The organism is Herbidospora sakaeratensis (genome assembly GCF_001570525.1).
GTDB lineage: Bacteria > Actinomycetota > Actinomycetes > Streptosporangiales > Streptosporangiaceae > Herbidospora > Herbidospora sakaeratensis.
This window is the reverse complement of the sequence record NZ_BBXC01000012.1, coordinates 272149-296250: the sequence shown is the minus strand read 5'-3', so window position 1 is coordinate 296250 and position 24102 is coordinate 272149. Positions and strand designations below refer to the sequence as shown.

Genomic DNA, 24102 nt, shown 5'->3' with positions numbered 1-24102 from the left:
GTCAGCCGAGGGCCTGCGAGAGGTCGTCGAGGAGGTCTCCGACGGTCTCGATGCCCACCGACAGACGCACCAGGTCGGCCGGAACCTCCAGCGGCGAGCCCGCCGCGCTCGCGTGGGTCATCCGGCCGGGGTGCTCGATCAGCGACTCGACCCCGCCGAGCGACTCGCCGAGGGTGAACAGCCGGGCCCGGTCGCACACGTCGACGGCCGCCTGCTCGCCGCCCGCGACGCGGAACGACACCATGCCGCCGAAGCGCTTCATCTGCTTGGCCGCGACCTCGTGACCGGGGTGGCGCTCGATGCCCGGGTAGAACACCTCGATCACCTTCGGGTGGGAGAGCAGCAGGTCGACGACCCGCTCGGCGTTGTCGCAGTGGCGGTCCATGCGCACCCCGAGGGTCTTCACCCCGCGCAGGGTGAGCCACGCGTCGAACGGACCGGCCACCGCGCCCATGGCGTTCTGGTGGTAGGTGAGCTCCTCGCCCAGGGCGACGTCGCGGGCGACCAGCGCGCCGCCGATGACGTCGGAGTGGCCGCCGACGTACTTGGTCGTCGAGTGGACGACCACGTCGGCCCCCAGCGCCAGCGGCTGCTGCAGGTAGGGCGAGGCGAAGGTGTTGTCGACCACGAGCAGCGCGCCGCCGTCGTGGGCGATGGACGCCAGCCGCTCGATGTCGGCGATGCCGAGCAGCGGGTTGGTGGGGGTCTCGACCCAGATGACCTTGGTCTCCGGCCGCATCGCGGCGCGCACCGCCGCGGCGTCGCCGAGCGGGACCGGGTCGTAGGCCAACCCCCAGCGCTCCAGCACCTTGGCGAACAGCCGGTAGGTGCCGCCGTAGGCGTCGTCGGGGATGATCACGTGGTCGCCGGGCCGGCAGACCGTGCGGAGCAGGGTGTCTTCGGCGGCCAGGCCCGAGGCGAACGCCAGCCCGCGCACGCCGCCTTCGAGGGCGGCCAGGCACGACTCAAGGGCGGTCCTGGTCGGGTTCGCCGAGCGGCTGTACTCGTATCCGCCCCGCAGTCCGCCCACGCCGTCCTGCTTGTACGTCGAGACGGCGTAGATGGGCGGCACCACGGCCCCGGTCAGCGAGTCGGGTTCCTGTCCGGCGTGGATGGCCAGGGTTTCGAAGCCTTCAGTCATGGTGTCGAGCGTATCGGCTAGGCCGCCTTCTGCTTTTCCTTCGTGCCGAAGTCCGACTCCTCGAAGCGAGAGAGCAGGACGGGGTCGGCGAGCGCCAGCACACCGACGAGCACCAGGCCTAACGCCACCAGGGCGATTGCGATCACGGTCACGGTGACCACCTCCACTCTCAATGGAACAAGACGGACATTCATCTTCATCTCGCCCATGGGAACGGTTCGCCGTGCCGGGGTCGGCCGATCGGCCGATGTCCGGTCTACCCCTTTCGTCGTAGCCTCTGCGGTCGTGTGGGAACGACTGAGCACCTGGACGCAACGGGTCGGCGAGATAGCGCTGCTGGGCCTGCTCGGCCTGCTCTGGGTGTTCGACACCATCCTGGTGACGGCGCCGGCGAGCAGCGCGGGGGCGGTCGTCTGCTTCGTCGGCGGCGGCGCCGGCATCCTGGCGGTGCTGCTGCGCAAACGGCGCACCCTGCTGGTGACGGTGGGACTGATCGCGGCGTCGTTGTCGTTGTCGACGATCGTGGGCGGCGAGCCCGACCTGCGGGCGGTGGGGTTCACCGAGGCGGGCGCGTTCATGGTGCTGACGATCACCGTGCTGCGGCGGGTGGAGCCGATCAGGAACGCCGTCGTCCTCGCGGCCGGGATCCTGGTCGTGCTGCTCAGCATGCCGTCCCTGCGGTTCGAGGGGCCGGCCGACGGCTACGCGAGCGCCGCCACGCAGGCGGCCACGATCGTCTACCTGCTCGGGTGGGGGGCCGGCGCGGGGATCGGCGGGTATCTGCGCGTCCAGCAGGAGCGCCGCAAGGTCGGCGAGGAGCGGGTCAGGCGGGGCGAGCGCCTCGAACTCGCCCGGGAGCTGCACGACCTGGTCGCCCACCACATCACCGGCATCGTCGTCCAGGCCCAGGCGGCCCGGACGGTCGGCGAGACCCACCCCGAGGCGGTGCTCCCGGCGCTCGACGCCATCGCCGGAGCGGGCAGCGAGGCCCTGGCCTCGATGCGGCGGCTGGTCGGCGTGCTCCGGGCCGACGACCACGCCACCCGCAACGTCGGCGTCACCCTCGACGACCTGCGCACCATGGTCGGCCAGTTCTCCCCGGCCGCCACCTTCGACCTCGGGCCGGGCGTCTCGTCGCTGACGCTGGCCCCGGAGGTGCTGACCACGCTGCACCGGGTGCTGACCGAGTCGCTCACCAACATCCGCCGCCACGCCCCGCACACGCCGTGGGTGGAGGTGCGGCTCACCACCTTCGACGACTCGGTGCGGCTGCGCGTCGCCAACCCCCTGTCGGCCGCCGACCCTCGGCTGTCGCGGCTCGGCGGCGGCTTCGGCCTGGTGGGCATGGCCGAACGGGTGGAGACGATGGGCGGCCACCTCATCGCCGGCCCGGTGGCCGGGCACCTGTGGGAGGTGGCCGCGGTGGTCCCCCTACCGGCCCGATAGGAAGGCGAGCAGGTCCTGCCTGGTGACGAGGCCGGCGGGCTTGCCGTCTTCGAGCACGACCGCGGCGTCGGCCTTCTCCAGCGCCTCGATGGCGCGGGCCACCGCCTCGCCCGAGCCGACCATCGGCAGCGGGGCCGACATGTGGTCGCCCAGCGGGTCGTCGGCGTGCACCTTGCCCCGGTAGAGGCCGTCGAGCAGGTCGCGCTCGACGATCGAGCCGACCACCTCGGCGGCCATGACCGGCGGCTCCTCCTTCATGACGGGGAGCTGGGAGACGCCGTACTCGCGCATGATCGCGATCGCCGTGGACACGGTCTCGTGGGGGTGCACGTGGACGAACTGGGGCAGCACCCCGCCCTTGCGCACGAGCACCTCGCCGACGGCGTGCTCGTCGGCCGCCGTGGACAGGAAGCCGTAGTCGGCCATCCACTCGTCGTTGAAGATCTTCGACAGGTAGCCGCGCCCGCTGTCGGGCAGCAGCACCACCACGACGTCGTCGGGGCCGGCGTTGCGGGCCACCCGGACCGCCGCGACCGTGGCCATCCCGCACGAGCCGCCGACCAGCAGCGCCTCCTCACGGGCCAGCCGCCGGGTCATGCCGAACGAGTCGCGGTCGGAGACCGCGATGATCTCGTCGCAGATCGTGGTGTCGTAGGTGGCCGGCCAGATGTCCTCGCCGACGCCCTCGACCAGGTAGGGACGGCCGGTGCCGCCCGAGTAGACCGAGCCCTCGGGGTCGGCGCCGATGATCTTCACGCGGCCGTTCGAGACCTCCTTGAGGTACCTGCCGGTGCCGCTGATCGTGCCGCCGGTGCCGACGCCCGCCACGAAGTGGGTGATGCGGCCCTCGGTCTGCTCCCAGATCTCCGGGCCGGTCGAGTGGTAGTGGCTGGCCGGGTTCTCGGGGTTGCTGTACTGGTCGGGCTTCCAGGCGTTCGGCACCTCGCGCGCGAGGCGGTCGGAGACCGAGTAGTAGGAGTCGGGGTGGTCGGGCGAGACGGCGGTCGGGCAGACCACGACCTCGGCGCCGTAGGCGCGCAGCACGGCGATCTTGTCGTTGGCGACCTTGTCGGGGCAGACGAATAGGCACTTGTAGCCCTTCTCCTGCGCCACGATGGCCAGACCCACCCCGGTGTTGCCCGAGGTCGGCTCGACGATCGTGCCGCCCGGCTTGAGCGCGCCACTGCGCTCGGCCGCCTCGACCATGCGCAGCGCGATGCGGTCTTTGACCGACCCGCCGGGGTTGAAGTATTCGACCTTCGCCAGCACCTGCGCCGGCGCGCCCGCCGTCACCTTGCGGAGCCTCACGAGCGGGGTGTTCCCCATCAGCTCGATCAGCGAGTCGTGTACGCGCACCGCGAGAACCACCTTGCGTTCTTTGCCGAAGCTTTGTCGGCCGGACGGCTGCCGCAGCCCGGAGAGGGTGGCCGGGGCTCGGCTAGTTTTCACCTCACACCGTATAGGGGGTTGGGCCGGTGATCTGGACTCCGGGTGCGGCGCGGGCCGCCAGGCGCATCGCGACGGCGGCGGCGCTGGGCGGGGGCGGCGTGACCGCCCTCGGCGCGGCGACCTACGCGCTCCTGCTGGCCGAGGGCGTGCTCGCCCGCCGGCTCGTCGGCCGCCCGGTCTCCGAGGACGGCCCGTACGCCGACGGCCTCTACGGCGACCGGGCCGGCGAGCCGATCTCCATGGTGGTGCTCGGCGACTCGACCTCGGTCGGCCTCGGCATGACCGATCCGAAGGACACCCCGGGCGTGAACCTGGCCCTCGGCCTGGCCGCGCTGGCCGAGCGGCCGGTCCGGCTGACCGTCGTCGGCCGGTCGGGCGCGATCTCCCGCGACCTCGACGCCCAGGTCGACCGGGCTCTCGACGCCGCTCCCGACCTGGCGGTCATCTTCATCGGCGCCAACGACGTCACCACCCAGACCCGCCCGGCCACGGCGGTCCGCCACCTCCAGGACGCCGTCAGGCGGCTGCGCGAGTCGGGCGCGCAGGTGGTCGTGGGCACCTGCCCCGATCTCGGCACGGTCCGGCCGATCGCCCAGCCGTTGCGCTGGGTGACGCGCCGGTGGAGCCGTCAGCTCGCCGCGGCGCAGACGATCGCGGTGATCGAGGCGGGCGGGCGCACGGTCAGCTTCGCCGACCTGCTCGGACCGTCGTTCATGACAAATCCGGCAGAAATGTTCGGACCCGATCGATTCCATCCAAGTGCCCGAGGCTACCTACAGGCCGCTTACACAGTGCTACCTTCTGTATGCGCCGCGCTCGACCTGTGGCCAGAGCCCTCCCCCGAGCGCGTCGAAGGCTCGCAATACCTTCTGGCGGCGATGGCCGTTGAGGAACCCGGAACCGAGGTCACCGCGACCCGCGTCGCAGGCCGGGCGGTCGGTCCCCACGGACGGTGGGCCATGCTGCTCCGCCGCAGGCGTGACGCGGTGTCTCCGCACACCTAGATCCGGTCACCCTCGGCGTCCGGGCCGTCACCCCCTGGAGGAGTGAATCTTGATACGGCCCCATGCCCTCGCGCTCGCCCTGCTCACCTGTGGAGCCCTGGCCGCCTGCTCGGGCAGTGACGCCGCCATCGCCCCCGCCACGTTCCCGACCTGGCACAACACCCAGGTCAACATGGTCAGCCGGACCACCACGGGAGCCGGGGTGGCGGCTCTGACGTCGATGCGGGCCGACGGGAACCTGGAGACCGTGGCCGTCGAGCTGACCAGCGGGAAGAAGCTCTGGGCCCAGCCCGCGACGATGGCCGGGCGGCTGCCCGGCATGGGGGTGCAGGCCCCCGCCACCGTCGAGACCGCCCCCGGCCAGGGGGTCGTGGTCGCCCTCGACCCGGCCAAGCAGGGCCGCTGGAACGCGACGCTGATCGCGCGCGACGCGCGTACCGGCAAGCAGCTCTGGACCCGGCCGGTCCACTCGACGTTCGGGCCGCAGCGGTGCGGCGCGTACGTCTGCATGTCGGAGCACACCGCCCTGGCCAACGCGCGCATGATCGTGCTCGACCCGAAGACCGGCAAGGTCGTGTGGAAGATGCCCGGCATCGCCGAGGTCGAGTGGTCCGACGACAAGCACGTCGTCATCCTGCGCCTGGCGGCCGACCCGGTCGTGGAGGCCTACTCGCTGAAGGACGGCACCCCCCTGTGGCAGCAGCCGGTGCAGGCGGCCCTCGGGAACGGGGTCGACCTGTCGGGCGGCTGGGCGTTCGGGGTGTCGGGCGACCGGCTGGTGGGCTACATCGCCCCGTACACGCACCCGAAGAGCGGGAAGACCTCCACGTTCGGCATGTTCTCGATCCGGCTGGCCGACGGGGTGATCGACTGGGTGCGGCCGTCGGTGGTGCGGGTCTACCCGAGCGGCAACCCGGCGGTGTCGCCGGTGGTGCGGCCGGTCGACGGCCAGGGCACCTACGGCGGGTTCGCCCGGCTCGACGGGCAGAGCGGCCGGGTGATGGGGCAGATCACCGCCACCCAGGTGCCCGGTTCGGGCTGGTGGCTGGCGTTCCCGCAGGCGATGAACACGCTCGGCTTCCTCAAGCACAACGCGCCCGGCTCGGCCTTCGACCTGTCGAGCGGCCAGGCCACCCAGGTCAAGGGCATCCGCAGCTGGTCGTTCTGCGTGACCGACCCGCAGCCGCTGGGCAAGGCCGCCGCCGGGTTCTACTCCGTCGCCTCGCTCTGCGAGTTCGACCTGGCCACCGGCAAGCGCACCAGCGACGCGGGCGCCCCGCCGGCCTGGTTCACCGGCGCCCAGAACGGCTGGCGCCTGTGGCGCGACGAGAAGGGCGCCCTCCACGGCGTCAAGGACGCCACCACGACCCTGCCCGGCATGTACGGCTGAGTTGTGCACCAGTACAAAGTTCTGTTTTCTGGCACCCTGCCGCCGATTTCTGGAATACCAGGTAGTAGCCTCCGGGGAGAGGTCCGCCGTCACACTGGAGAGCCCCCATGCCTGAGGCAGTCATCGTCGCGACCGCCCGCTCCCCCATCGGCCGCGCCAACAAGGGATCGCTCAAGGAGATCCGCGCCGACGACCTGACCGTCCAGATGGTCACGGCGGCGCTGGCGAAGGTGCCGCAGCTCGACCCGCACGAGATCGACGACCTGCTGCTCGGCACCGGCCAGCCGGCCGGTGAGCAGGGCTTCAACCTGGCCCGGGTGGTGACCGTGCTGCTCGGGCTCGACGGGGTGCCGGGCACCACCGTCAACCGCTACTGCTCCTCCTCGCTCCAGACGACCCGCATGGCGTTCCACGCGATCAAGGCGGGCGAGGGCGACGTGTTCGTCTCGGCCGGCGTCGAGTGCGTGTCGCGGTTCGTCAAGGGCGCCGCCGACTCGTGGCCCGACACCCGCAACTCCCGCTTCCTCGACGCCAAGGCGCGCACCGAGGCCGCCGCCGCGGGCGGCACGCCCCCGTGGCACGACCCCCGCGACGACGGGAACGTGCCCGACATCTACATGGCGATGGGCCAGACCGCCGAGAACGTCGCCTCCTCCCGGGGCGTCAGCCGCCGCGAGCAGGACGAGTTCGGTGTGCGGTCGCAGAACCTGGCCGAGAAGGCGCTGGCCAACGGCTTCTGGGAGACCGACATCACGCCGGTCACGCTGCCCGACGGCACCGTCGTCAGCAAGGACGACGGCCCCCGCGCGGGCACCACCTACGAGGCGGTCTCGCAGCTCAAGCCGGTCTTCCGCCCCGACGGCACGGTCACCGCGGGCAACTGCTGCCCGCTCAACGACGGCGCCGCCGCCGTGGTGATCATGAGTGACGTCAAGGCCGCCCAGCTCGGCATCACCCCGCTGGCCCGGATCGTGTCGACCGGCGTCACCGGCCTGTCGCCCGAGATCATGGGCCTGGGCCCGGTCGAGGCGTCGAAGAAGGCGCTGGCCAAGGCCGGCATGGCGATCGGCGACGTCGACCTGGTGGAGATCAACGAGGCGTTCGCGGCCCAGGTGATCCCGTCGTACCAGGACCTCGGGATCGACCTCGACCGGCTCAACGTGAACGGCGGCGCCATCGCCGTCGGCCACCCCTTCGGGATGACCGGGGCGCGCATCACCTCGACGCTGCTGAACAGCCTGCGTTTCCACGACAAGACCATCGGCCTGGAGACGATGTGCGTCGGCGGCGGCCAGGGCATGGCGATGGTCGTGGAGCGGCTCTCCTAACCGTGGAAGTCGGGACCGGCCTTGGTGACGGTTACGCGCATGATCACTCGCCGGTCCCGCTCCATCGCGGCGCGGTAGTCGTCCCAGTCGGGGTGTTCGCCGCTGATGCCTCGGTAGTAGTCGACCAGCGGCTCCATCGCCTCGGGCAGCGAGACCACGTCGGCCGTGCCCTCCAACTGGAGCCACTGGCCGTAGAACGCGTCGGTCATGACCGTGAGCACGACCTCGGGGGTGTGCCGCACGTTCCGGGTCTTGACGGCGCTCTCGCGGCTGCTGATCACGACGTGGTCATCGGCGTCGACTCCGACCGTGACGGGCGACGACTGGATGCGGCCGTCGGGGTGGCGGGTGATCAGAACCGCGCGGTGGTTGGCCCGGACGAACTCCAGGGCCTTGCTGATGTCCATGGACACAATGATGCGCCCGCGCCGGAGGGGGCGCGGGCGCCTGTCGAGAAAGATCGCTTAGAAAATGTGGCCGCGTCGGCGTCGCTCGTGCTCCAGCACGATGGCGGCGGCGTAGCCGTGGGTCAGCCCGTGTTCGTCGGCGAGCCAGTTGGCACGCTCGTCGCAGCGAGAGAACGACGGACCGTTGTCGATGGCTTGAAACCACTCGGGGAGTTCGCGTCCGGTGATCGTGGGGACGCGGGCGATGAGCTTTGTTTGGGTCTCCGGTGAGTGGTTCAACGACATAAGCACCTCCACGGATAAGGCTCTTTGAGTCGACACTGCCTCACGGCCAGGGGCTTGACAAGACCCAACAGACATCTCTTCGTTACGAATTGTTGATCTTTTGTTCCTTGTCGTACAACGAAAAACGCCCCCGGCCGGCAGCCGGGGGCGTGCTTTCCGTCGTTCGATCAGTCGTCGCCGGAGAAGTACGACAGCAGCCGCAGGACCTCGAGGTAGATCCAGACGATGCTGAGCATCAGCCCGAAGACGAGCAGCCAGGACGTGCGCTCGGGAGCGCCGTTCTGGACCGCGTAGTTGATCTCGTCGAAGTCGAGCAGCAGGAAGAACATGCCCAGCAGGATCATGCCGACGCTGAACGCGATGGCCAGCGGGCCGCCGTCACGCAGGCCCAGACCGCCGGGCACCCAGATGCCGACGATCAGGTTGACCAGGATCAGGCCCACCGCCGCGATGGCGGCGCCGATCACGAACTTCGTGAACTTCGGCGTGGGCCGGAAGATGTTCAGCGCGTAGACCGCCAGCACGCCGAGCACCGCCATCATGGTGCCCACGATGGCCTGGAGCACGATGCCGCTGCTGACGTAGGTCTCGAACACCCGGCTGATAGCACCGAGCGCGACGCCCTCGAGCACCGCGTAGCCGAGGATCAGCGCCGGGTTGGTGCTCTGCTTGAACGTGATGACCAGGCCGAGGATGAAAGCGGCGATGACGGCGACGATGGCGACGCCCATGCCCACTTTCATGATCCACGCCACGCCCGCGGACGCGATGAGCGTGCCGAGGACGATGAAGCCCTTCATGACCACGTCGTCCATCGTCAACGTGCGGCCCACGGGGGTGGGCGGCGCGTAGGACGGCTGGTTGTACATGTCCTGCAGGTGCTGGGGGCTCGGCGTCGGCCCCGACCACTGTCCTTGGCCGACCGGGCCACGCCGACTGAAAATCGGGTTTCTGCTCTCCACCGTGCCTCCACGATGCGGTTTCAATGATCAGCTATCTCGCCATGGTCCCGTGGAGTCACTGACCCCGCAAGACCAAGGGATGGTTCTCACCGCCTCCTCAACGAGTGATCCGGCGCGGAAGTTCCGGGGTGCTGATGATGGTTTTCGGCACGGATGATGTGAATGATCGCGTTGATCAGGGCCAGGTGGGTGAACGCCTGCGGGAAGTTCCCCAGTTGCCGGCCGCTGACCGGGTCGATCTCCTCCGCGTAGAGGCCGAGCGAGCTCGCGAACGACAGCAGCTTCTCGCACAACCGCCGGGCCCGCTGCAGCTCCCCGATCTCCGCCAGAGCGCTGACCAGCCAGAACGAGCAGATCGTGAAGGTGCCTTCTTCGCCCGCCAGGCCGTCGTCGGTCTCCTTGGTGCGGTAACGCAGCACCAGGTCGTCGACCGTCAGGTCGTCGGCGATGGCCAGCACGGTCGCCCGCACCCTCGGGTCGTCGGCCGGCAGGAACCGCACCAGCGGGATCAGCAGCAGCGACGCGTCGAGCGCGTCGGTGCCGTAGTGCTGCCGGAAGATGCCGTTCTCGCTGACGCCGTTGGTGCAGATGTCGTCCTTGATCTCGTCGGCGACCGCCTGCCACGTCTCGGCCAGCTCGGGCTCGCCGCGCAGTTCGGCCAGCCGCGCGCCCCGGTCCATGGCCACCCAGCACATGACCTTGGAGGAGGTGAAGTGCTGCGGCTCGCCGCGCACCTCCCAGATGCCCCGGTCGGTCTCGCGCCAGTGCTTCATCGCGGCCTCGACCTGACGGACCAGGATCGGCCAGATCCGGTCGTCGAGCCGGTCGCGCGACTTGATGTGGATGTAGAACGAGTCGAGGACCGCGCCCCAGACGTCGTTCTGCCGGTGATCGAACGCGCCGTTGCCGATGCGCACGGGTTTGGCGCCCTCGTAGCCCTCCAGGTGGTCGAGGATGCGCTCGGTCAGGTCGCGTTCGCCGTCGACGCCGTACATGATCTGGAGTTCCTCGTCGCGCTCGGCCACGTCGGCGATGAACCAGAAGAAGTCGTCGGCCTCCCAGTCGAAGCCGAGCGTGTAGAGGCCCCAGAGCGCGAACGTCGAGTCGCGCACCCAGGAGTAGCGGTAGTCCCAGTTGCGCTCGCCGCCCGGGGTCTCCGGCAACGAGGTCGTCGCCGCCGCGACCAGCGCGCCCGTCGGGGCGAACGTGAGCCCCTTCAGGGTGAGCGCGCTGCGCTCCAGGTAGCCGCGCCAGGGGTGGTCGGGGATGTCGCCGCGGGCCAGCCAGTGCTGCCAGTGGTGGGCGGTCCAGACGAGCCGCTTGTACGCGTCCTCGAAGGTGTACGGGGGTTCGTGCTCGGTCCAGGAGAGCGCGACGAAGCGCGTCTCCCCTTCTTTGATGAGGGTCCGGGCCATCGCGCGGCCCGCCTCGAAACCCAGCCGCATGTCGGTGGTGAGCCTCAGCCTGAGGTCACTGCCCTCTGCGGTCGCCAGTCCCTGGTGGTAACCCCTGCCGGTGTATGACCAGTTCACGGGCTTACGGCCGTAGTCGAGGACCGGTTCGCAGTCCAGTGTGATCTGCAGTTCCCCCGACACGCAGCGGACCGTCCGGAGCAGGACGTGGTCGCTGTCGTAGTCGGTGGGCGCCCTCCGGTGGGTGTGGGAGAGCTCGTTCTCGTGGTGCCAGGGGCCCATGAGCAGGACGTCCCTGACGATGATCCAGCCCTGGGGGGTGCCCCAGGAGGTCTCCAGCACCATCGTGCCCGGGAGATATCGGCGGGCGGCCGGCACGAACGTGTCGGCCGGGCCCAGCCGGAACCGCCCCGCGCCCCGGTCGAGCACCGCGCCGAAAACCGACGGGGAGTCGAGCCGTGGCAGGCAGAGCCATTCGATGTTGCCGCTGCTGGCGACCAGTGCGGTCACTTCGCAGTCGGAGAGGAAGCCGTAATCCGCGATAGGGGGAAAGGGGGAAGATCCGTGAAGAGTGTCCATGTTCCACCCGTCCAATCGCCGTACCGTGTTCCGAGCCACGATACGCCGCGATCATCGCCAACAAGATCATTTCTCGCCGACTCGCGGCAGGTCGGCCGAAAGGACGAACCGGGCCAACTCGATCTGGCCGTTCGGGTCAGGTTCCGGGCCGGCCGCGTGACCAGACTTCAGCGTCATGTCACGGCTTTCCCCCCGGCCACGCATCGTGGCTCTCGACGTCGTCCGCGGCTTCGCGCTCTGCGGGATCCTCGTCGCCAACGTCAGGCCCATCGCCACCACGGTCGGGCTGCTGCCGCCCGACGGCGCGCCGCCCACCACGGCCGACCTGTGGCTCGGGCTGCTGGTCGACCACCGCTTCTTCCCCATCTTCTCACTGCTGTTCGGCATGGGCTTCTGGCTCCTCTACGAGTCGGCCGGCACGCGCGTCGTGCTGGCGCGGCGGCTGCTTGCGCTGCTCGTGCTCGGTCTGGTCCATCGACTGTTCTGGGACGGCGACATTCTGGCGATCTACGCCGTCGCCGGGCTGGTCGTGCTGCTGCCGTCGACGTGGTTGCCCCGCCGGGCGGTCGCGGTGCTGTCGGCGGTGGCGCTGGGCCTGGCGTTGTTCTCCGGCGGCGGGATCCTGGTGGTCCCCGGCCTGTTCCTGCTCGGGTCGGCGCTGGTCCGCTACGGGGTGGCCGACCGGCTCGGCTCGTCCGCGAAGGTTCCGGCGATCGTCGGCGGGGCGGCGCTGGTGCCGGCCGTCGTGCTGGGGCGGCTGCAGACGTCCGACGCCCAGTGGTTCACGGCCGCCGGGCTGGCCACCGCCGTCGTCTACGTCTGCCTGTTCCTGGTGCTGCTGCGCAGCCCCCTCCGGGGGTTCCTGTACGCCCTGTTCGCCCCCCTCGGCCGGATGGCGCTGACCAACTACCTGACGGCCACGCTGCTCGTGCTGGCGCTGCGGCCCCTGGTCGGCGGCACGGCCGAGAGCTGGTCGACGGGCACGGTGCTGGCCATCGCGGGGGGCGTCGTGGCCGTGCAGTGGGTGTGGTCGACCCTGTGGCTGCGGCGCTTCCGGCAGGGACCGGTCGAGTACGTGTGGCGCCTGGTCACCTATCCAAGACGGGCCCGCCGGGGTGATGATCAGGTGTGAGATTACGGGGCCGCGACTGGTTCGGGTGGGCCTTCATCGCGGGCGTGCTCGCCCTGAAGGGGACTCTCGGGGGGTTCCTGGAGGGCGACTGGGTTGAGGGATGGTTCACGGTCGGGTCGGGCGCCTGTGTGGTGGTGTTCGGCATCTGGTGGCGAGGGCGGCGTCCGTCACGGCACGCCCCGCGCCCGGTGCCGCCGAAGCAGGTGATCCCGCTCCTGCCGCTGCGGGAGACGCCCCGGTTCGGCAGGTCGCTCGTCGACCCGGTCTCCTGCCCGGTGCCCTTCGTCGGCCGGGAGGAGGAGACGGCCCGGCTCGGCGCGTGGCTCGACGATCCCGCCGCCGATCCGCTGATGGTGGTGGCGGGCCCGCCGGGCGTCGGCAAGTCGCGGCTGATGATCGAGTTCGCGCGGAGCCGGGAGCACGAGTGGGTGTGCGGCCGGCTCGCGCCCGGGCCGAGCCGGGGCCTGATCAGGCAGCTGGCGGCGGCCGGGCGGCCGGCCCTGATCCTGGTCGACGAGGCCGACCTGCGCGACGACGTGCCGCTCCTGCTGGCCGAGCTCCGCGAGCACCACGGCAGAAGACCGATCCGGTTGATCGCCGAGGCGCGGCGTCCCGGCGGGCTGGAGGCCCCGTTCGGCCCCGTGATCCGGGTGGGCGACCCCGGCGACCTCGGCCTCTGTTACGCGCTGGCCGTCGACGAGTTCGGCGGCGAGGAGCCCGACGAGGCGCCGGATCTCACCGGGCCCGTCTTCGACGTCGTCGACCGGGCCCGGCTGGCGGCCCGGCCCCACGCGGTGCCCCTGTCGGCCGGGAAGCAGGCCGACGTCGTGGTGGAGTTGCTGGTGGGAGGGCGGCCGGAGATCCTCCGGAAGGTGGTCGAGCCGGGCGACCGGCTTCGGGGCGGGCTGGTGCCCGGGTGGGTGATGGGCGAACCGCTGCGGCCCGTCCTGGTCGCCGCCCGGTTGCTGGCGGAGGTCGCGGCGGCGCGGCCGGGCCTCATCGGCACGGTCACCCGCGACCTGTCGTGGCAGGACGCCCGGCGGGCGTTGTGGTGGCTCGGCATCGTCGCGGACGAGTCTACGGAGGCCGCGGCGGCGTTCCTGCGGCTGGCCGCCTCCCACGACCTGCTGCTGCCCAGGGCCGTCTGCTGCCTGGTGGGCGACGGGCTGGCCGAGCCGATGGCGAAGCTGGTCGCGGCCCGCCACTGGAACCGCGACGAGGTCGACGCGGTCGACTCACCCGACCTGCCCGAGGCGGTGAGATCGGCCCTGGCCGCCGCTACCTGAACGGAACCTGGCAACTATCGGCCAAGAAAGGGCCGGTCACCAAAGTGACTGGTGTTACCTGACGGTTCCCGGAGGGCTTGACGGAAACTTTACCCATTTCGTGGAACCGAACCGGCGGGCACCCGCCACCGCCCCTTTTCCCAGGCCGTCGCGAATGGTCGGCAAGATCGCCACAGCCCGGCCCAGACCACCTCTCACCTGCGGAAACCGGTGTTCGCCGACACACTGCCAGGTCTCCCGAATTGCATCAGCAATACAGCACGAATAAATGTGTCCCAACCGGTCAGACTGAGCAGTCTGGCGCCCGGCCGGAAAAGTCGCCGTGTGCGGACGAATGCCATTCCTCCACCTGCCGACAAAAGCGGGCCGCTGGGGCTCTCGCTAAATAGGGTGCGCCAACCCGTCACAACCCGGCAATTCCTGATCAGCAATTATCCGGCGGCCCCTAGTAGGGCTCTCGGTCTTTCCGCCACTGGCCAAAAGGGAGAGCCCGACATTCGGGCACGGAATGGGATTCTCCCCTCAAGGCAAGGCCCGACGGGCGACCGGGGCCGAGCCCGCCCGCGCGTCTCCACCGGCCACCCTGACAGGACCCCGCCGAGGCGGCGGTCCCGGCGCCCGGATCCGGCGTGCGCGACGGGGTTCCGAGGCTTGACGGGAGCGCTGACGGGCCCCCGCGACGGGCGGGTCCCGACCCCCCGACGATCATCGTCGCAGGTCAGTTCGGGCACCCCGAAACGGCCACCCTGGAATCACAACGGCCCGCGACCGCATTTCTGCTGGTCACGGGCCGAATTACGCCACCAAACGGTGCCCCCGGCGGGACTCGAACCCGCACTAAAGCCCTTTTAAGGGGCTTGCCTCTGCCATTGGGCTACGGGGGCGCCGCGATCATACGTCACGGAGCGCACAACTGTAACTGGTGAGACCTTACGCCGCATCCCCCGTACGATCCATCAAACTGGGCGGCAATACAGTAGCAGGGAGAATGGCCAGCGAAACGGGATGAAACAACCATCCCCGTTCCCTTCTCGCCTTGCAATGTGATAACGGCCCGCGCCTGATGGTAGGCGCGGGCCGTTAACAAAGGGAGATGCCGGGGTTACCCGGCGGCAGCGGCTCTGAACTGGTCGCGGGGGTGCTCGATCTCACCGAGCGAGACCGTCTCCCGGCGGAAGAACAACGAGAGGGTCCAGTCGGCCATGACGCGGACCTTCCGGTTGGTGGTCGGCACCCGCGACAGGTGGTAGGTCCGGTGCATGAACCACGCGGGCCAGCCGCGCAGCTTGACTCCGTAGACGTTCGCGACGCCCTTGTGCAGGCCCAGTCCGGCGACCGAGCCGACGTACTTGTGCTTGTAGTCCTTGAGCGGACGGCCGCGCAGGTAGGCGGTGACGTTGTCGCCGAGGACCTTGGCCTGGCGGACGGCGTGCTGGGCGTTGGGCGCGCAGTACTCCCCCGGGTGGGTGAGGTCGGGCACGCCCGCCACGTCGCCGGCCGCGAAGGCGCCCTCGACGCCGCTGACGGTGAGCTGGGTGGTCGTCTTGATGCGGCCGCGCTCGTCGAGCGGGAGGTCGCCCGAGAGCACGATCGGGGCGGCCTTCACGCCGGCCGTCCACACGACGGTCGCCGCCTCGAAGGAGTCGCCGTCGCTGGTCTCGACCTGCCCGCCGACGACCGAGTTCAGCCGGGTCGACATCTTCAGCTCGATGCCGCGCTCGCGCAGCTGCTCGGCGGTCCAGGTGCCCATCTCGGGCCCGACCTCGGGCAGGATGCGGTCGGTCGCCTCGATCAGCACCCACCGCAGGTCGCTCTTCTTGATCGACGGGTAGTAGGAGATGGCGTCGTCGGTCATGTCCTGGAGCTCGGCCAGCGCCTCGATCCCGGCGAACCCGCCGCCGACCACGACGAAGGTGAGCGCCCGGCGCCGCACGTCCTCGTCGTCGGCCGACTCGGCCCGGTCGAGCAGGGCCAGCACCCGGTTGCGCAGCGCGATGGCCTCGCCGACCGACTTGAACCCGATGGCCGCGTCGGCGAGCCCCGGGATCGGCAGCGTGCGCGAGACCGACCCGGCCGCCATGACCACGACGTCGTAGCCGATCTCGCGGGGCTCGCCCACGATCGGCTCGAACGTCAGCTCCCGCTGCTCGTGGTTGACCTTGGCGACCTTGCCGTTGAGGATCCGGATCTTCGGCAGCACCCGGCGCAGCGGCGCGACGACGTGCCGCGGCGAGATGCTCCCCGCCGCCGCCTCCGGCAGGAACGGCTGGTAGGTCATGTAGGACTGCGGGTCGATGAGCGTGATGCGGACCGAGCCGTTCCGCAGTTCGCGACGGAGGGTGCGCTGGAGCCGCAGGCCGGTGTACATGCCCACGTATCCACCGCCAACGATGACGATGTGCTTCGACGTGCGGTCCATCACGGATGCCCTTCGTGTGTGCCGATCGCTTGTGAAAGCATTCACAAGCTACCTGAACAACACCATGCGAAGCCAATCCCTTCCCAAGGGAACTTGACCGAACTTTCCAGATCAGGAATTTTCGGTACGACTTGACGTGCGAACTTTGCCCAAATTTTCGAACGTGACCGACTTCACACATGTGAAGCAATTCACAAGCCCGGTGACCTGGGAGAACGCAGGGGCGCTCAGAGGCCGCCGGCGCCCGCGTTCACCAACCGAGACGACCCGACTCGGTGGGTGGCACATAGCCGGAAATATCCGGCGCGGAGCGCCGAATGCCGGGCGAAGCTCCTCCGGGGCCGTCAGGGCCTCTCACAGGCCGGCGGCGCGGGTGAAGATCGCGTCCAGCATCGCTTCCGTCACTCGGCCGGTGAAGGTGTTCTGCTGGCTTGGGTGGTAGCAGCCGATCAACGTCGTCTCCCCGTCGGCCGGGGTCGGTGGGGTCAGGGGCACCTCCACCCCGTGGCCGAACGCAGGGCGGGGGCTCGGCAGGCCGTAACCGGCCGCCTTCAGCGCCGGCCAGATCGCCTGCCAGGCGAAACCCCCCAGGGCCACCACGACGCGGGGGCGGACAGAACGGAGCTCCTGGAGCAACCACGGGAAGCAGGTGTCGCGCTCCTGCGGGGTCGGCTTGTTGGCGGGGGGCGCGCAGCGGACGGCGGCGACCATGCGGGCCCCGATCAGGCGCTGGCCGTCGCCCGCGTGCACGCTCGTCGGCTGGGCGGCCAGGCCCGTGCGGTAGAGGGAGGCGAAGAGCCAGTCGCCGCTGCGGTCGCCGGTGAAGATGCGGCCGGTGCGGTTGCCGCCGTGGGCGGCCGGGGCCAGGCCCACGATCAGGACCTTCGGATCGTCGTCGCCCCAGCCGGCGATGGGGCGTCCCCAGTAGGTCTCGTTCTGGTACGCCCTGCGTTTCACGTCGGCCACCTCCTCCCGCCAGGCCACCAGCCGGGGGCAGGCGCGGCAGACCGACTGGCGGGCGGTCAGTTCGCCGATCGACGGGCTGTGCGCGGCCAGGTCGGCCACCTCCGCCGGCGTGGTCGCGACGGGGGTCGAGAGCGTGGCCGGGTCGTCCGGCCAGCCGGTGCCGGGAGGTACGAAACTCATGGCCCCAAGCGTGCCAGCGGAGGCGGCGGGGAAGGAAAACGCCGTGTCCCTCCCTCCCCTTTTCGGGCCCGCCTTCGACGCCGACCCCTACCCGGCCTACGACTGGCTGCGCCGCAACGCCCCGGTGACCAAGGTGCCGTTGCCCGGCTGCGAGACCTGGCTGATCACGCGTTACGCCGACGCGGTGACCGCGCTGACCCATCCGGCGCTGGCGAAAGACCCGGCGCTGGGCTCCCCCGAATGGTTCCGGGCGCAGCTCGGTCTCCCGCTCGACCACCGCTCGTCGCTGGCCCGGCACATGCTGAACGCCGACTCCCCCGACCACCCCCGGCTGCGCCGCCTGGTCAGCGCGGCGTTCACGCCCCGGAGGGTGGCCCGGCTGCGGGCCAGGGCCGAAGACCTGACCGAGGGCCTGCTCGCGGTGATGGCCGCCAAGGACGAGGCCGACCTGATCGCCGACCTGGCCTATCCGCTGCCGATCGCGATCATCTGCGACCTGCTGGGCGTGCCCGAGTCGGAGCGGGCCGCCTTCCACCACCTGGCCTCGGTGATCGACTCGGCCGCCGCCTCCGAGCTCGACCAGATCGCGGCGGCGACCGACGGCATGGAGCGTTTCCTGGGCGACCTGGTGGCCCACAAGCGCACCCACCCGGGCGACGACCTGCTGACCGAGCTGGTGCGGCGGCCCGACATCAGCGCCGACGAGCTGACCTCGACGGCGTTCCTGCTGCTGATCGCCGGCCACGAGACGACGGTCGCCCTGATCGGCAACGGCCTGCTGGCCCTGTTACGCAATCCCGGCCAGTTCGCCGCCCTGAAGAAGGACCCGTCGACGCTGCCCGACGTGATCGACGAGATGCTGCGCTACGACGGCCCGGTGCGCAACGCGACGTGGCGCTTCCCGACCGAGCCGGTCGTGATCGGCGGCCAGGAGATGTTGCCGGGCGAGCCGATCCTGGTGTCGCTGCTGGCGGCCAACCGCGACCCCGAGGCGTTCGACGACCCCGACGCGTTCCGTCCCGGCCGGATCGACGAGCCCCACCTGGCGTTCGGGCGGGGGCCCCACTACTGCGTGGGGGCGGCGCTGGCCAAGATCGAGGGCGAGGTCGCGATCGGCGGGGTGCTCCGGCGGTTCCCCGACCTGGAGCTGGCGACCGACGACCTGGTCTGGTGGCCGAGCAACATCATGCGCGGCCTGTTCTCGTTGCCGGTCCGGCTGAACGCATAGGGCGAGCCGATGCCCCGACGGATCGTGGTCGTGCTGCTGCTCCTCGCGGCGACGACCGGCTGCATGGCCAGGATCGACGGAGATTCGGCCGTCTACCACGGCACAACCGGCCCGGCGGTGCTGGTCACGTGGTGTGGACGGCCCTCGACGATGTACGTCGACCTCGGCGTCTGGGAGGACGACACGACCTGGCGAGACCAGGCCCGATTCCGCCTGGTCTCGGTTCCCGCCGAAACGGTCCCGTTCGAGGTCGCGTCACCGGGCCCGTCGTGGCGGCTCGAATCCGGCGATCCCACGTTGTCGGCGGGCGTGCAGTACACCGTCTACCCCTCGTACGAAGGCGGCGACGGGGCATTCGAGCCGACCACGTTCACCGTCGAGGAGGTGACGGCGCTGACACCCGGCCAGGTGCTCACCGGACGGTCGGGCGTGGTCAAGAAGCGCTCGACCTATCTGGCCGAGGACAGGACCTACTGCTAGGCGATCGACCAGGCGATGCCGTCGAGGATGTCGTGCTCGCTCACGACCACCTCGGTGAAACCGAAGTCGCGCACGATCCGGTCGAGGATGAGCGCGCCCGCGCAGATCACGTCGACCCGGCCCGGGTGCATCACCGGGATCGCGGCGCGTTCCTCGCGGGTCATCGTGAGCAGCCGTTCGGTCACCTCGTGGACGTCGGCGGCCGAGATGCGCGAGTGGTGGATGCGCTCGGAGTCGTAGTGGGGCAGGCCGAGGGCGATCCCGGCGACGGTCGTCACCGAACCGGCCAGGCCGACGAGCGTGCGTGCGTCGGCGACCGGGACCGCGTTGGCGACCACGGCCAGGGCGGCGTCGACGTCGGCGCGCATGGCGGCGAAGTCGCCGTCGTGGCGTTCGGTCAGCCGGACGCAGCCGATGTCCATCGACAGGGCGCCCTTGACCGCCGTCGAGCCGACCACGAACTCGGTCGAGCCGCCGCCGATGTCCACGACCAGATAGGGCCCCGCCGGGTCGGAAATGCCCCTTACGGCCCCGTTGAAGGAGAGGGTGGCCTCCGCGTCACCGGTCACGACTTCGGGCTCCACGCCGAAGATGGCGGTCACGCCGTCGACGAAGACGTCGCGGTTGCCGGCGTCGCGGGTGGCGGAGGTCGCGACGACCCGGGTCTTCACCGCGCCCTCGTCGAGGATCTCGGCGGCGTAGCCGCGCATGGCGGCGAAGGTGCGCTCCAGGGCCTCGGGGGCGAGCATCCCGGTCTTGTCGACGCCCTGCCCGAGCCGGACGATCTCCATCCGCCGCACGACGTCGGTGAGCGTGTCACCCTCGACGTCGGCGATGAGCAACCGGACCGAGTTGGTCCCACAGTCGATGGCGGCCACACGCGTCACTACTCAACCCACCTCATCAGCACCGGCGATCAGGCCCGCCAGCATATGCGGCCAAACCACCGGGCCACCGGCGATCGCCCCGGACGACCCGTTGCGGCGGGAGCCGGAGCGGGCGGCCGGCGCCGGAGACGGGTCCGATCGGTCGACGGCGGGCGGTGCCGGGGTGGGCGGAGCCGTAACGGAAAGAGAAGACCTCAGCCGGAGCGGAGCCGCACGGCCCGGCGAGCGCTCAGCAGACGCAGGGGCCGTCGGCCCACCACTCCGGGAGCGCGTCGAGGGCCTCACGGCCGAACGGGTTGGTGCCGGGGGCGGCCAGTTCGTGGCCGACCAGCGCGTGGAGGCACTTGACGCGGTCGGGCATGCCGCCCGCCGTCTGGGTGCCCCGGGGGAGCGGCTCCAGGCCGTCTTCGGCGGCGGCCTTGTCGCGGCGGGCCAGGTAGTCGTCGTGGGCCGCCTGGTAGCGGGCCGCCAGTTCCGGGTCGGCGGCCAGGCGGTCGCGCATGTCCTTCATGACGCCGCCGCCCTCCAGGGTGCCGATGGCCGAGGCCGCTCGGGGGCAGGTCAGGTAGAAGGTCGTGGGGAACGGGGTGCCGTCGGGGAGGCGGGGGGAGGTCTCGACCACGTCGGGCAGGCCGCACGGGCATCGGTGGGCGATCGCGCGCACGCCGCGGGGCGGGCGGCCCAGCTGGGCCTCTACCGCCGCCAGGTCGTCTGGACTGACCCCGGACACCTATCCCCCCATTTTCTTGCCTTCGCCCCGGTCGGCCGATTCGACCGACTGCCAGAGCGAGATGTACCACGGCGAGACGGCGGCCTTGCGCTGTCCGGCCGAGGCGGATGTCTTCGTTCCGTCGTCGAGCACCCCGTAGCAGTGGGCGCCGGGCTCGCAGAAGTGCAGCTTCTCGCGGGCCTCGCGCTTGATGTATTCGGGGTCTTCGAGTCGTTTGCGTTCCTCTTCGAGCGAGCGCAGGTCGGCCAGGGCCTTGGCCTGCTGCTGCTCCAGTTGCGTGATCTGCCGCCGCTGGGCGAGGAATTCACGCACGGGATAGGCCAGGCTCATCGCGATCGCGCAGACCACGACCGCGAGGATCGCGGCCCGGCCGGTGAGCTGCGGTCGTTTCGCCATCTGAACCCCGCTTTCGGTAGGGCCCGCGCCCGATGGGGACGCGGGCCTCACCGGTAAAACCTAGCCCTGGAAGCGCGGGAACGCCTTGCGACCCGCGTAGCGGGCGGCGTCGTCGAGAAGTTCTTCGATGCGCAGGAGCTGGTTGTACTTGGCGACGCGGTCGGAGCGGGCCGGGGCGCCGGTCTTGATCTGGCCGGCGTTGACGGCGACCGCCAGGTCGGCGATGGTGACGTCCTCGGTCTCGCCGGAGCGGTGGCTCATCATGCAGCGGTAGCCGCTGCGGTGGGCCAGGTCGACGGCGTCGAGGGTCTCGGTCAGGGTGCCGATCTGGTTGACCTTGACCAGCAGGGCGTTGGCGGTGGCGGTGTCGATGCCGCGCTGGAGCCGCTCGGGGTTGGTGACGAACAGGTCGTCGCCGACGATCTGGACCTTGCCGCCGACGGAGTCGGTCAGGGTCTTCCAGCCCGCCCAGTCCTCCTCGTCGAAGGGGTCTTCGATCGAGACCAGCGGGTAGTTGCGGACCAGGTCTTCGTAGTAGGCGGCGAGCTCCTCGGCCGACAGGCCCTTGCCGTCGATGGTGTAGACGCCGGAGTTGTGGAACTCGGTGGCGGCCACGTCGAGGGCGAGCGCGATGTCGGTGCCGGGGGTGAAGCCGGCCTTCTCGATCGCGACCAGGATCAGGTCGAGGGCGTCGCGGTTGCTGGGCAGGTTGGGGGCGAAGCCGCCCTCGTCGCCCAGGCCCGTGGCGTAGCCGCGCTCCTTGAGCACCGACTTGAGCGAGTGGTAGGTCTCGGCGCCGATGCGGACGGCCTCGGAGAACGTCTCGGCGCCGATCGGCGCGATCATGAACTCCTGGATGTCGACGTTGGAGTCGGCGTGGGCGCCGCCGTTGAGGATGTTCATCATCGGGACCGGCAGCACGTGGGCGTTGGGGCCGCCGACGTAGCGGAACAGCTGCAGGTCGGACGACTCGGCCGCGGCCTTGGCGACGGCGAGCGAGACGCCGAGGATGGCGTTGGCGCCGAGGCGGGCCTTGTTGGGCGTGCCGTCGAGGTCGATCATGACCTGGTCGATGATGCGCTGCTCTTCGGCGTCGATGCCGAGGATCTCGTCCTGGATCTCGTCGGTGACGGCCAGGACCGCCTTCTCGACGCCCTTGCCCTTGTAGCGGGAGCCGCCGTCACGGAGCTCGACCGCCTCGAACTGCCCGGTGGAGGCGCCGCTCGGGACGGCGGCCCGGCCGGTGCTGCCGTCTTCGAGCAGGACTTCGACCTCGACAGTCGGGTTACCCCGCGAATCGAGGATCTCGCGGGCGTGAACGGCCTCGATGGAAGCCACGAAGCACTCCTAAATGTCGAAAGACAGTTTGCGACAAGAGCCTATCGACGCCTACTCGCCGGTAACGCCCATCTGTCCACCATCCGAGACGGAGTTCCGCTCCCACGCCTCGACCCTGGCCCGGTAGCCGCGGGCCGCCTGCCGCAGCACCGCCTCGGGGTCGGCTCCGGAGTCCTGGATCTCGCGCACCAGATCGAAGAGGCGCTGACCTGCGGATTCGGGGCCCTCGGCCAGTTCGGCGGGGGCGCCCGCCCGGGAGGCGCGGCGCAGCAGCTGGGCCGCCAGCGACACGGCCGGCTGACCCATCGGGACGCCCGACAGCGCCGACTCGGGCTCGCCCTTGGCCGCGCGTTCGGCCTTCTTGATCTCTTCCCAGTTGGCCGCCACCGTCTCGGCGCCGTCGACGCTCACGTCGGCGAAGACGTGGGGGTGGCGCCGGACCAGCTTGGCCACGATCGCGTCGGCGACGTCGTCGACGTCCCAGCCCTCGTCGCCGCGCTCCTGCGCGAGCCGGGCGTGGAAGACCACCTGGAACAGCAGGTCGCCGAGCTCCTCGCGGAGGCCGGCCAGGTCGCCGATCTCGATCGTCTCGACGACCTCGTAGGACTCCTCGACCAGGTAGGGGATCAGCGACTCGTGGGTCTGCCGGCCGTCCCAGGGGCACTCGCGGCGCAGCCGGTCCATCACGGCGACCATGTCGAGCAGGCGCGCGCCGGGCAGGTCGTAGGAGCCGGGCACGACCTCGATCTCGGGCGGGTCGGGCAGCGCCAGCGCCGCGTGGCCGACGGCGCGGAAGAACGCCTCGTCGCCGTCCTGCGCCGCGAGCCAGACCAGCGTCGTGGTGACCGCCTCGCGGGCGATGGCCGCCGGGTCGTCGCGGATCTCCGCGCCCGGCACGAACGGCAGCAGCGGATGGTCGGCGGAACCGGTGAAGACCTTCCCCGCCCGCAGGGCCTCCCACGCGGGAGCGCTGAGGATCCCGGGGGCGACCCGGGGCGAGGAGGTGACGACGATCAGCGGCACGTCAGCCCGCAGCGGCGCCGTTGGCGGCCGGCGCGGTGCCGAAGCGGTCGCTCGGCAACCAGCCCTGGGCCGGGTCGAAGGCGCCGTAGCGCGGGCTGAAGTTGACCTGGATCTGGCCCGCCAGCTCGTTGATCTTCTGCTGGCCGGCGGCCATCTGCTGCTCGCCGGTGCCGCCGCCGAGCTTGGCGGCCAGCTTCTCCGAGCCGATGGAGACCTTGAGCCAGTCGCGGGCCAGCGTCGGGGACACGCCGCGCTGCAGGAGGATCTGGTCGACGGCGGCCTGGCCGTTGTTGGCGGCGTAGAAGGCGTCGACCTCGCCCTCGGAGACCGTGATGCCGTTGCGCTCTTCGAGCTGGCTGAACTGGCTGACGTTGACGAGCTGGAGCAGCACCGCCTGGGTCACCGTGCCGGGAAGCTGCTGGAGCTGGTCGGGCGCGATCTTCGCGGCCTCCAGCGCCTTCTGGTACTCCGTCACGTTCTCGTCGAGCGTGGCGATGGTGATGCGGCGGTCGCCGACCGTGGCGGCGGAACCGGCCTCGATCGGCCCGCTGCACGCGGTCAGCGCCAGCCCTGCGGCGACGGCCACGGCGGCCAGTTTGAGCTTCACGGACGACCCTCCAGGTCCCTGACTGTT

Annotated in this window: 23 protein-coding genes and 1 tRNA gene; 8 read left to right on the top strand and 16 right to left on the bottom strand. The window is 70.6% G+C overall.

Features of this window, described 5'->3' with window-relative positions; translation table 11 throughout:
• Position 1: 1 nt before the first annotated feature.
• Together AW271_RS20190 and AW271_RS39845 are read right to left on the bottom strand one after the other, a co-directional pair.
• Positions 2-1141 carry a cystathionine gamma-synthase gene (locus tag AW271_RS20190; protein WP_062338933.1) on the bottom strand — a complete coding sequence of 380 codons (1140 nt, stop codon included), beginning with the start codon at positions 1139-1141 and terminating at the stop codon, positions 2-4.
• A 17-nt stretch (positions 1142-1158) separates the two neighbouring features.
• On the bottom strand, positions 1159-1341 hold the full coding sequence (locus AW271_RS39845; protein ID WP_157554413.1) for a hypothetical protein: 183 nt from the start codon (positions 1339-1341) through the stop codon (positions 1159-1161).
• Positions 1342-1426: 85 nt separating this feature from the next.
• On the opposite strand from AW271_RS39845, the gene AW271_RS20185 reads away from it, so the two are divergent.
• A complete protein-coding gene (locus AW271_RS20185; RefSeq protein WP_062338932.1) occupies positions 1427-2587 on the top strand; it encodes a sensor histidine kinase in 1161 nt (386 codons plus the stop codon).
• Here the strand turns inward: AW271_RS20185 and AW271_RS20180 are convergent.
• Positions 2573-3943: a cystathionine beta-synthase gene (locus AW271_RS20180; RefSeq protein WP_062339126.1), complete on the bottom strand. Its 1371-nt coding sequence runs from the start codon at positions 3941-3943 to the stop codon at positions 2573-2575. The two genes, AW271_RS20185 and AW271_RS20180, sit on opposite strands and share 15 nt — an antisense overlap.
• Positions 3944-4062: 119 nt before the next feature.
• Between AW271_RS20180 and AW271_RS20175 the strand changes: the two genes are divergently transcribed.
• The 3 genes from AW271_RS20175 (at position 4063) to AW271_RS20165 (ending at position 7758) form a co-directional block, all read left to right on the top strand.
• The gene (locus tag AW271_RS20175) at positions 4063-5040 is read left to right on the top strand and encodes an SGNH/GDSL hydrolase family protein (protein WP_062338931.1); all 978 of its coding nucleotides are present in this window, start codon (positions 4063-4065) and stop codon (positions 5038-5040) included.
• Between the two features lie 49 nt (positions 5041-5089).
• The gene (locus AW271_RS20170; protein ID WP_245653120.1) at positions 5090-6430 is read left to right on the top strand and encodes an outer membrane protein assembly factor BamB family protein; all 1341 of its coding nucleotides are present in this window, start codon (positions 5090-5092) and stop codon (positions 6428-6430) included.
• Between the two features lie 107 nt (positions 6431-6537).
• Positions 6538-7758 (top strand): acetyl-CoA C-acetyltransferase, encoded by a 1221-nt coding sequence (locus AW271_RS20165; protein WP_062338929.1) that lies wholly within the window; start codon positions 6538-6540, stop codon positions 7756-7758.
• Here the strand turns inward: AW271_RS20165 and AW271_RS20160 are convergent.
• The 4 genes from AW271_RS20160 to AW271_RS20145 form a co-directional block, all read right to left on the bottom strand.
• Positions 7755-8165: a PPOX class F420-dependent oxidoreductase gene (locus AW271_RS20160; protein ID WP_062338928.1), complete on the bottom strand. Its 411-nt coding sequence runs from the start codon at positions 8163-8165 to the stop codon at positions 7755-7757. The two genes, AW271_RS20165 and AW271_RS20160, sit on opposite strands and share 4 nt — an antisense overlap.
• 57 nt (positions 8166-8222) lie before the next feature.
• The gene (locus tag AW271_RS20155; RefSeq protein WP_030451949.1) at positions 8223-8450 is read right to left on the bottom strand and encodes a DUF4287 domain-containing protein; all 228 of its coding nucleotides are present in this window, start codon (positions 8448-8450) and stop codon (positions 8223-8225) included.
• A 167-nt stretch (positions 8451-8617) separates the two neighbouring features.
• Entirely contained in the window at positions 8618-9412 is a 795-nt protein-coding gene (locus AW271_RS20150; protein WP_062338927.1) for a Bax inhibitor-1/YccA family protein, read from the bottom strand.
• 86 nt (positions 9413-9498) lie between these two features.
• Entirely contained in the window at positions 9499-11403 is a 1905-nt protein-coding gene (locus AW271_RS20145; protein ID WP_062338926.1) for a glycoside hydrolase family 15 protein, read from the bottom strand.
• Positions 11404-11578: 175 nt separating this feature from the next.
• On the opposite strand from AW271_RS20145, the gene AW271_RS20140 reads away from it, so the two are divergent.
• A complete protein-coding gene (locus AW271_RS20140; protein ID WP_062338925.1) occupies positions 11579-12535 on the top strand; it encodes a DUF418 domain-containing protein in 957 nt (318 codons plus the stop codon).
• Complete coding sequence (locus AW271_RS20135) at positions 12532-13821, top strand: ATP-binding protein (RefSeq protein WP_062338924.1); 1290 nt, start codon at positions 12532-12534, stop codon at positions 13819-13821. Before AW271_RS20140 ends, AW271_RS20135 begins: the two co-directional genes overlap by 4 nt.
• Before the next feature lie 811 nt (positions 13822-14632).
• Here the strand turns inward: AW271_RS20135 and AW271_RS20130 are convergent.
• The 3 genes from AW271_RS20130 to AW271_RS20120 all read right to left on the bottom strand — a co-directional run bounded on the left by AW271_RS20130 (position 14633) and on the right by AW271_RS20120 (position 17386).
• Positions 14633-14705: transfer RNA gene (locus tag AW271_RS20130), tRNA-Leu, on the bottom strand.
• Positions 14706-14923: 218 nt separating this feature from the next.
• Positions 14924-16240: an NAD(P)/FAD-dependent oxidoreductase gene (locus AW271_RS20125; protein WP_062338923.1), complete on the bottom strand. Its 1317-nt coding sequence runs from the start codon at positions 16238-16240 to the stop codon at positions 14924-14926.
• Between the two features lie 354 nt (positions 16241-16594).
• Positions 16595-17386: a uracil-DNA glycosylase gene (locus tag AW271_RS20120; protein ID WP_062338922.1), complete on the bottom strand. Its 792-nt coding sequence runs from the start codon at positions 17384-17386 to the stop codon at positions 16595-16597.
• Positions 17387-17429: 43 nt separating this feature from the next.
• Here AW271_RS20120 and AW271_RS20115 point away from each other — a divergent pair, with 43 nt between their 5' ends.
• A complete protein-coding gene (locus AW271_RS20115) occupies positions 17430-18614 on the top strand; it encodes a cytochrome P450 family protein (RefSeq protein ID WP_245653117.1) in 1185 nt (394 codons plus the stop codon).
• A 9-nt stretch (positions 18615-18623) separates the two neighbouring features.
• Complete coding sequence (locus tag AW271_RS20110) at positions 18624-19094, top strand: hypothetical protein (RefSeq protein ID WP_062338920.1); 471 nt, start codon at positions 18624-18626, stop codon at positions 19092-19094.
• On the opposite strand, the gene AW271_RS20105 is transcribed toward AW271_RS20110, so the two are convergent.
• From AW271_RS20105 to AW271_RS20080, 6 genes are all read right to left on the bottom strand, one after another.
• A complete protein-coding gene (locus AW271_RS20105) occupies positions 19091-19981 on the bottom strand; it encodes a Ppx/GppA phosphatase family protein (RefSeq protein WP_062338919.1) in 891 nt (296 codons plus the stop codon). The two genes, AW271_RS20110 and AW271_RS20105, sit on opposite strands and share 4 nt — an antisense overlap.
• 229 nt (positions 19982-20210) lie before the next feature.
• Complete coding sequence (locus tag AW271_RS20100; protein WP_062338918.1) at positions 20211-20711, bottom strand: DUF501 domain-containing protein; 501 nt, start codon at positions 20709-20711, stop codon at positions 20211-20213.
• A complete protein-coding gene (locus AW271_RS20095; RefSeq protein ID WP_062338917.1) occupies positions 20712-21107 on the bottom strand; it encodes an FtsB family cell division protein in 396 nt (131 codons plus the stop codon).
• Positions 21108-21167: 60 nt separating this feature from the next.
• Entirely contained in the window at positions 21168-22445 is a 1278-nt protein-coding gene (gene eno, locus AW271_RS20090) for a phosphopyruvate hydratase (RefSeq protein WP_062338916.1), read from the bottom strand.
• A gap of 51 nt (positions 22446-22496) precedes the next feature.
• Complete coding sequence (locus tag AW271_RS20085) at positions 22497-23468, bottom strand: nucleoside triphosphate pyrophosphohydrolase (RefSeq protein ID WP_062338915.1); 972 nt, start codon at positions 23466-23468, stop codon at positions 22497-22499.
• 1 nt (position 23469) lies between these two features.
• Positions 23470-24075 (bottom strand): SurA N-terminal domain-containing protein, encoded by a 606-nt coding sequence (locus AW271_RS20080; RefSeq protein WP_062338914.1) that lies wholly within the window; start codon positions 24073-24075, stop codon positions 23470-23472.
• Positions 24076-24102: the final 27 nt, after the last annotated feature.

What these genes read in the sequence shown, in the direction of transcription:
- AW271_RS39845 (WP_157554413.1), bottom strand. Translation starts at nt 1,341, where the DNA reads ATGAAGATGAATGTCCGTCTTGTTCCATTGAGAGTGGAGGTGGTCACC.
- AW271_RS20155 (WP_030451949.1), bottom strand. Translation starts at nt 8,450, where the DNA reads ATGTCGTTGAACCACTCACCGGAGACCCAAACAAAGCTCATCGCCCGC.
- AW271_RS20160 (WP_062338928.1), bottom strand. Translation starts at nt 8,165, where the DNA reads ATGGACATCAGCAAGGCCCTGGAGTTCGTCCGGGCCAACCACCGCGCG.
- AW271_RS20145 (WP_062338926.1), bottom strand. Translation starts at nt 11,403, where the DNA reads ATGGACACTCTTCACGGATCTTCCCCCTTTCCCCCTATCGCGGATTAC.
- AW271_RS20110 (WP_062338920.1), top strand. Translation starts at nt 18,624, where the DNA reads ATGCCCCGACGGATCGTGGTCGTGCTGCTGCTCCTCGCGGCGACGACC.
- AW271_RS20190 (WP_062338933.1), bottom strand. Translation starts at nt 1,141, where the DNA reads ATGACTGAAGGCTTCGAAACCCTGGCCATCCACGCCGGACAGGAACCC.
- AW271_RS20165 (WP_062338929.1), top strand. Translation starts at nt 6,538, where the DNA reads ATGCCTGAGGCAGTCATCGTCGCGACCGCCCGCTCCCCCATCGGCCGC.
- AW271_RS20120 (WP_062338922.1), bottom strand. Translation starts at nt 17,386, where the DNA reads ATGAGTTTCGTACCTCCCGGCACCGGCTGGCCGGACGACCCGGCCACG.
- AW271_RS20125 (WP_062338923.1), bottom strand. Translation starts at nt 16,240, where the DNA reads ATGGACCGCACGTCGAAGCACATCGTCATCGTTGGCGGTGGATACGTG.
- AW271_RS20095 (WP_062338917.1), bottom strand. Translation starts at nt 21,107, where the DNA reads ATGGCGAAACGACCGCAGCTCACCGGCCGGGCCGCGATCCTCGCGGTC.
- AW271_RS20140 (WP_062338925.1), top strand. Translation starts at nt 11,579, where the DNA reads ATGTCACGGCTTTCCCCCCGGCCACGCATCGTGGCTCTCGACGTCGTC.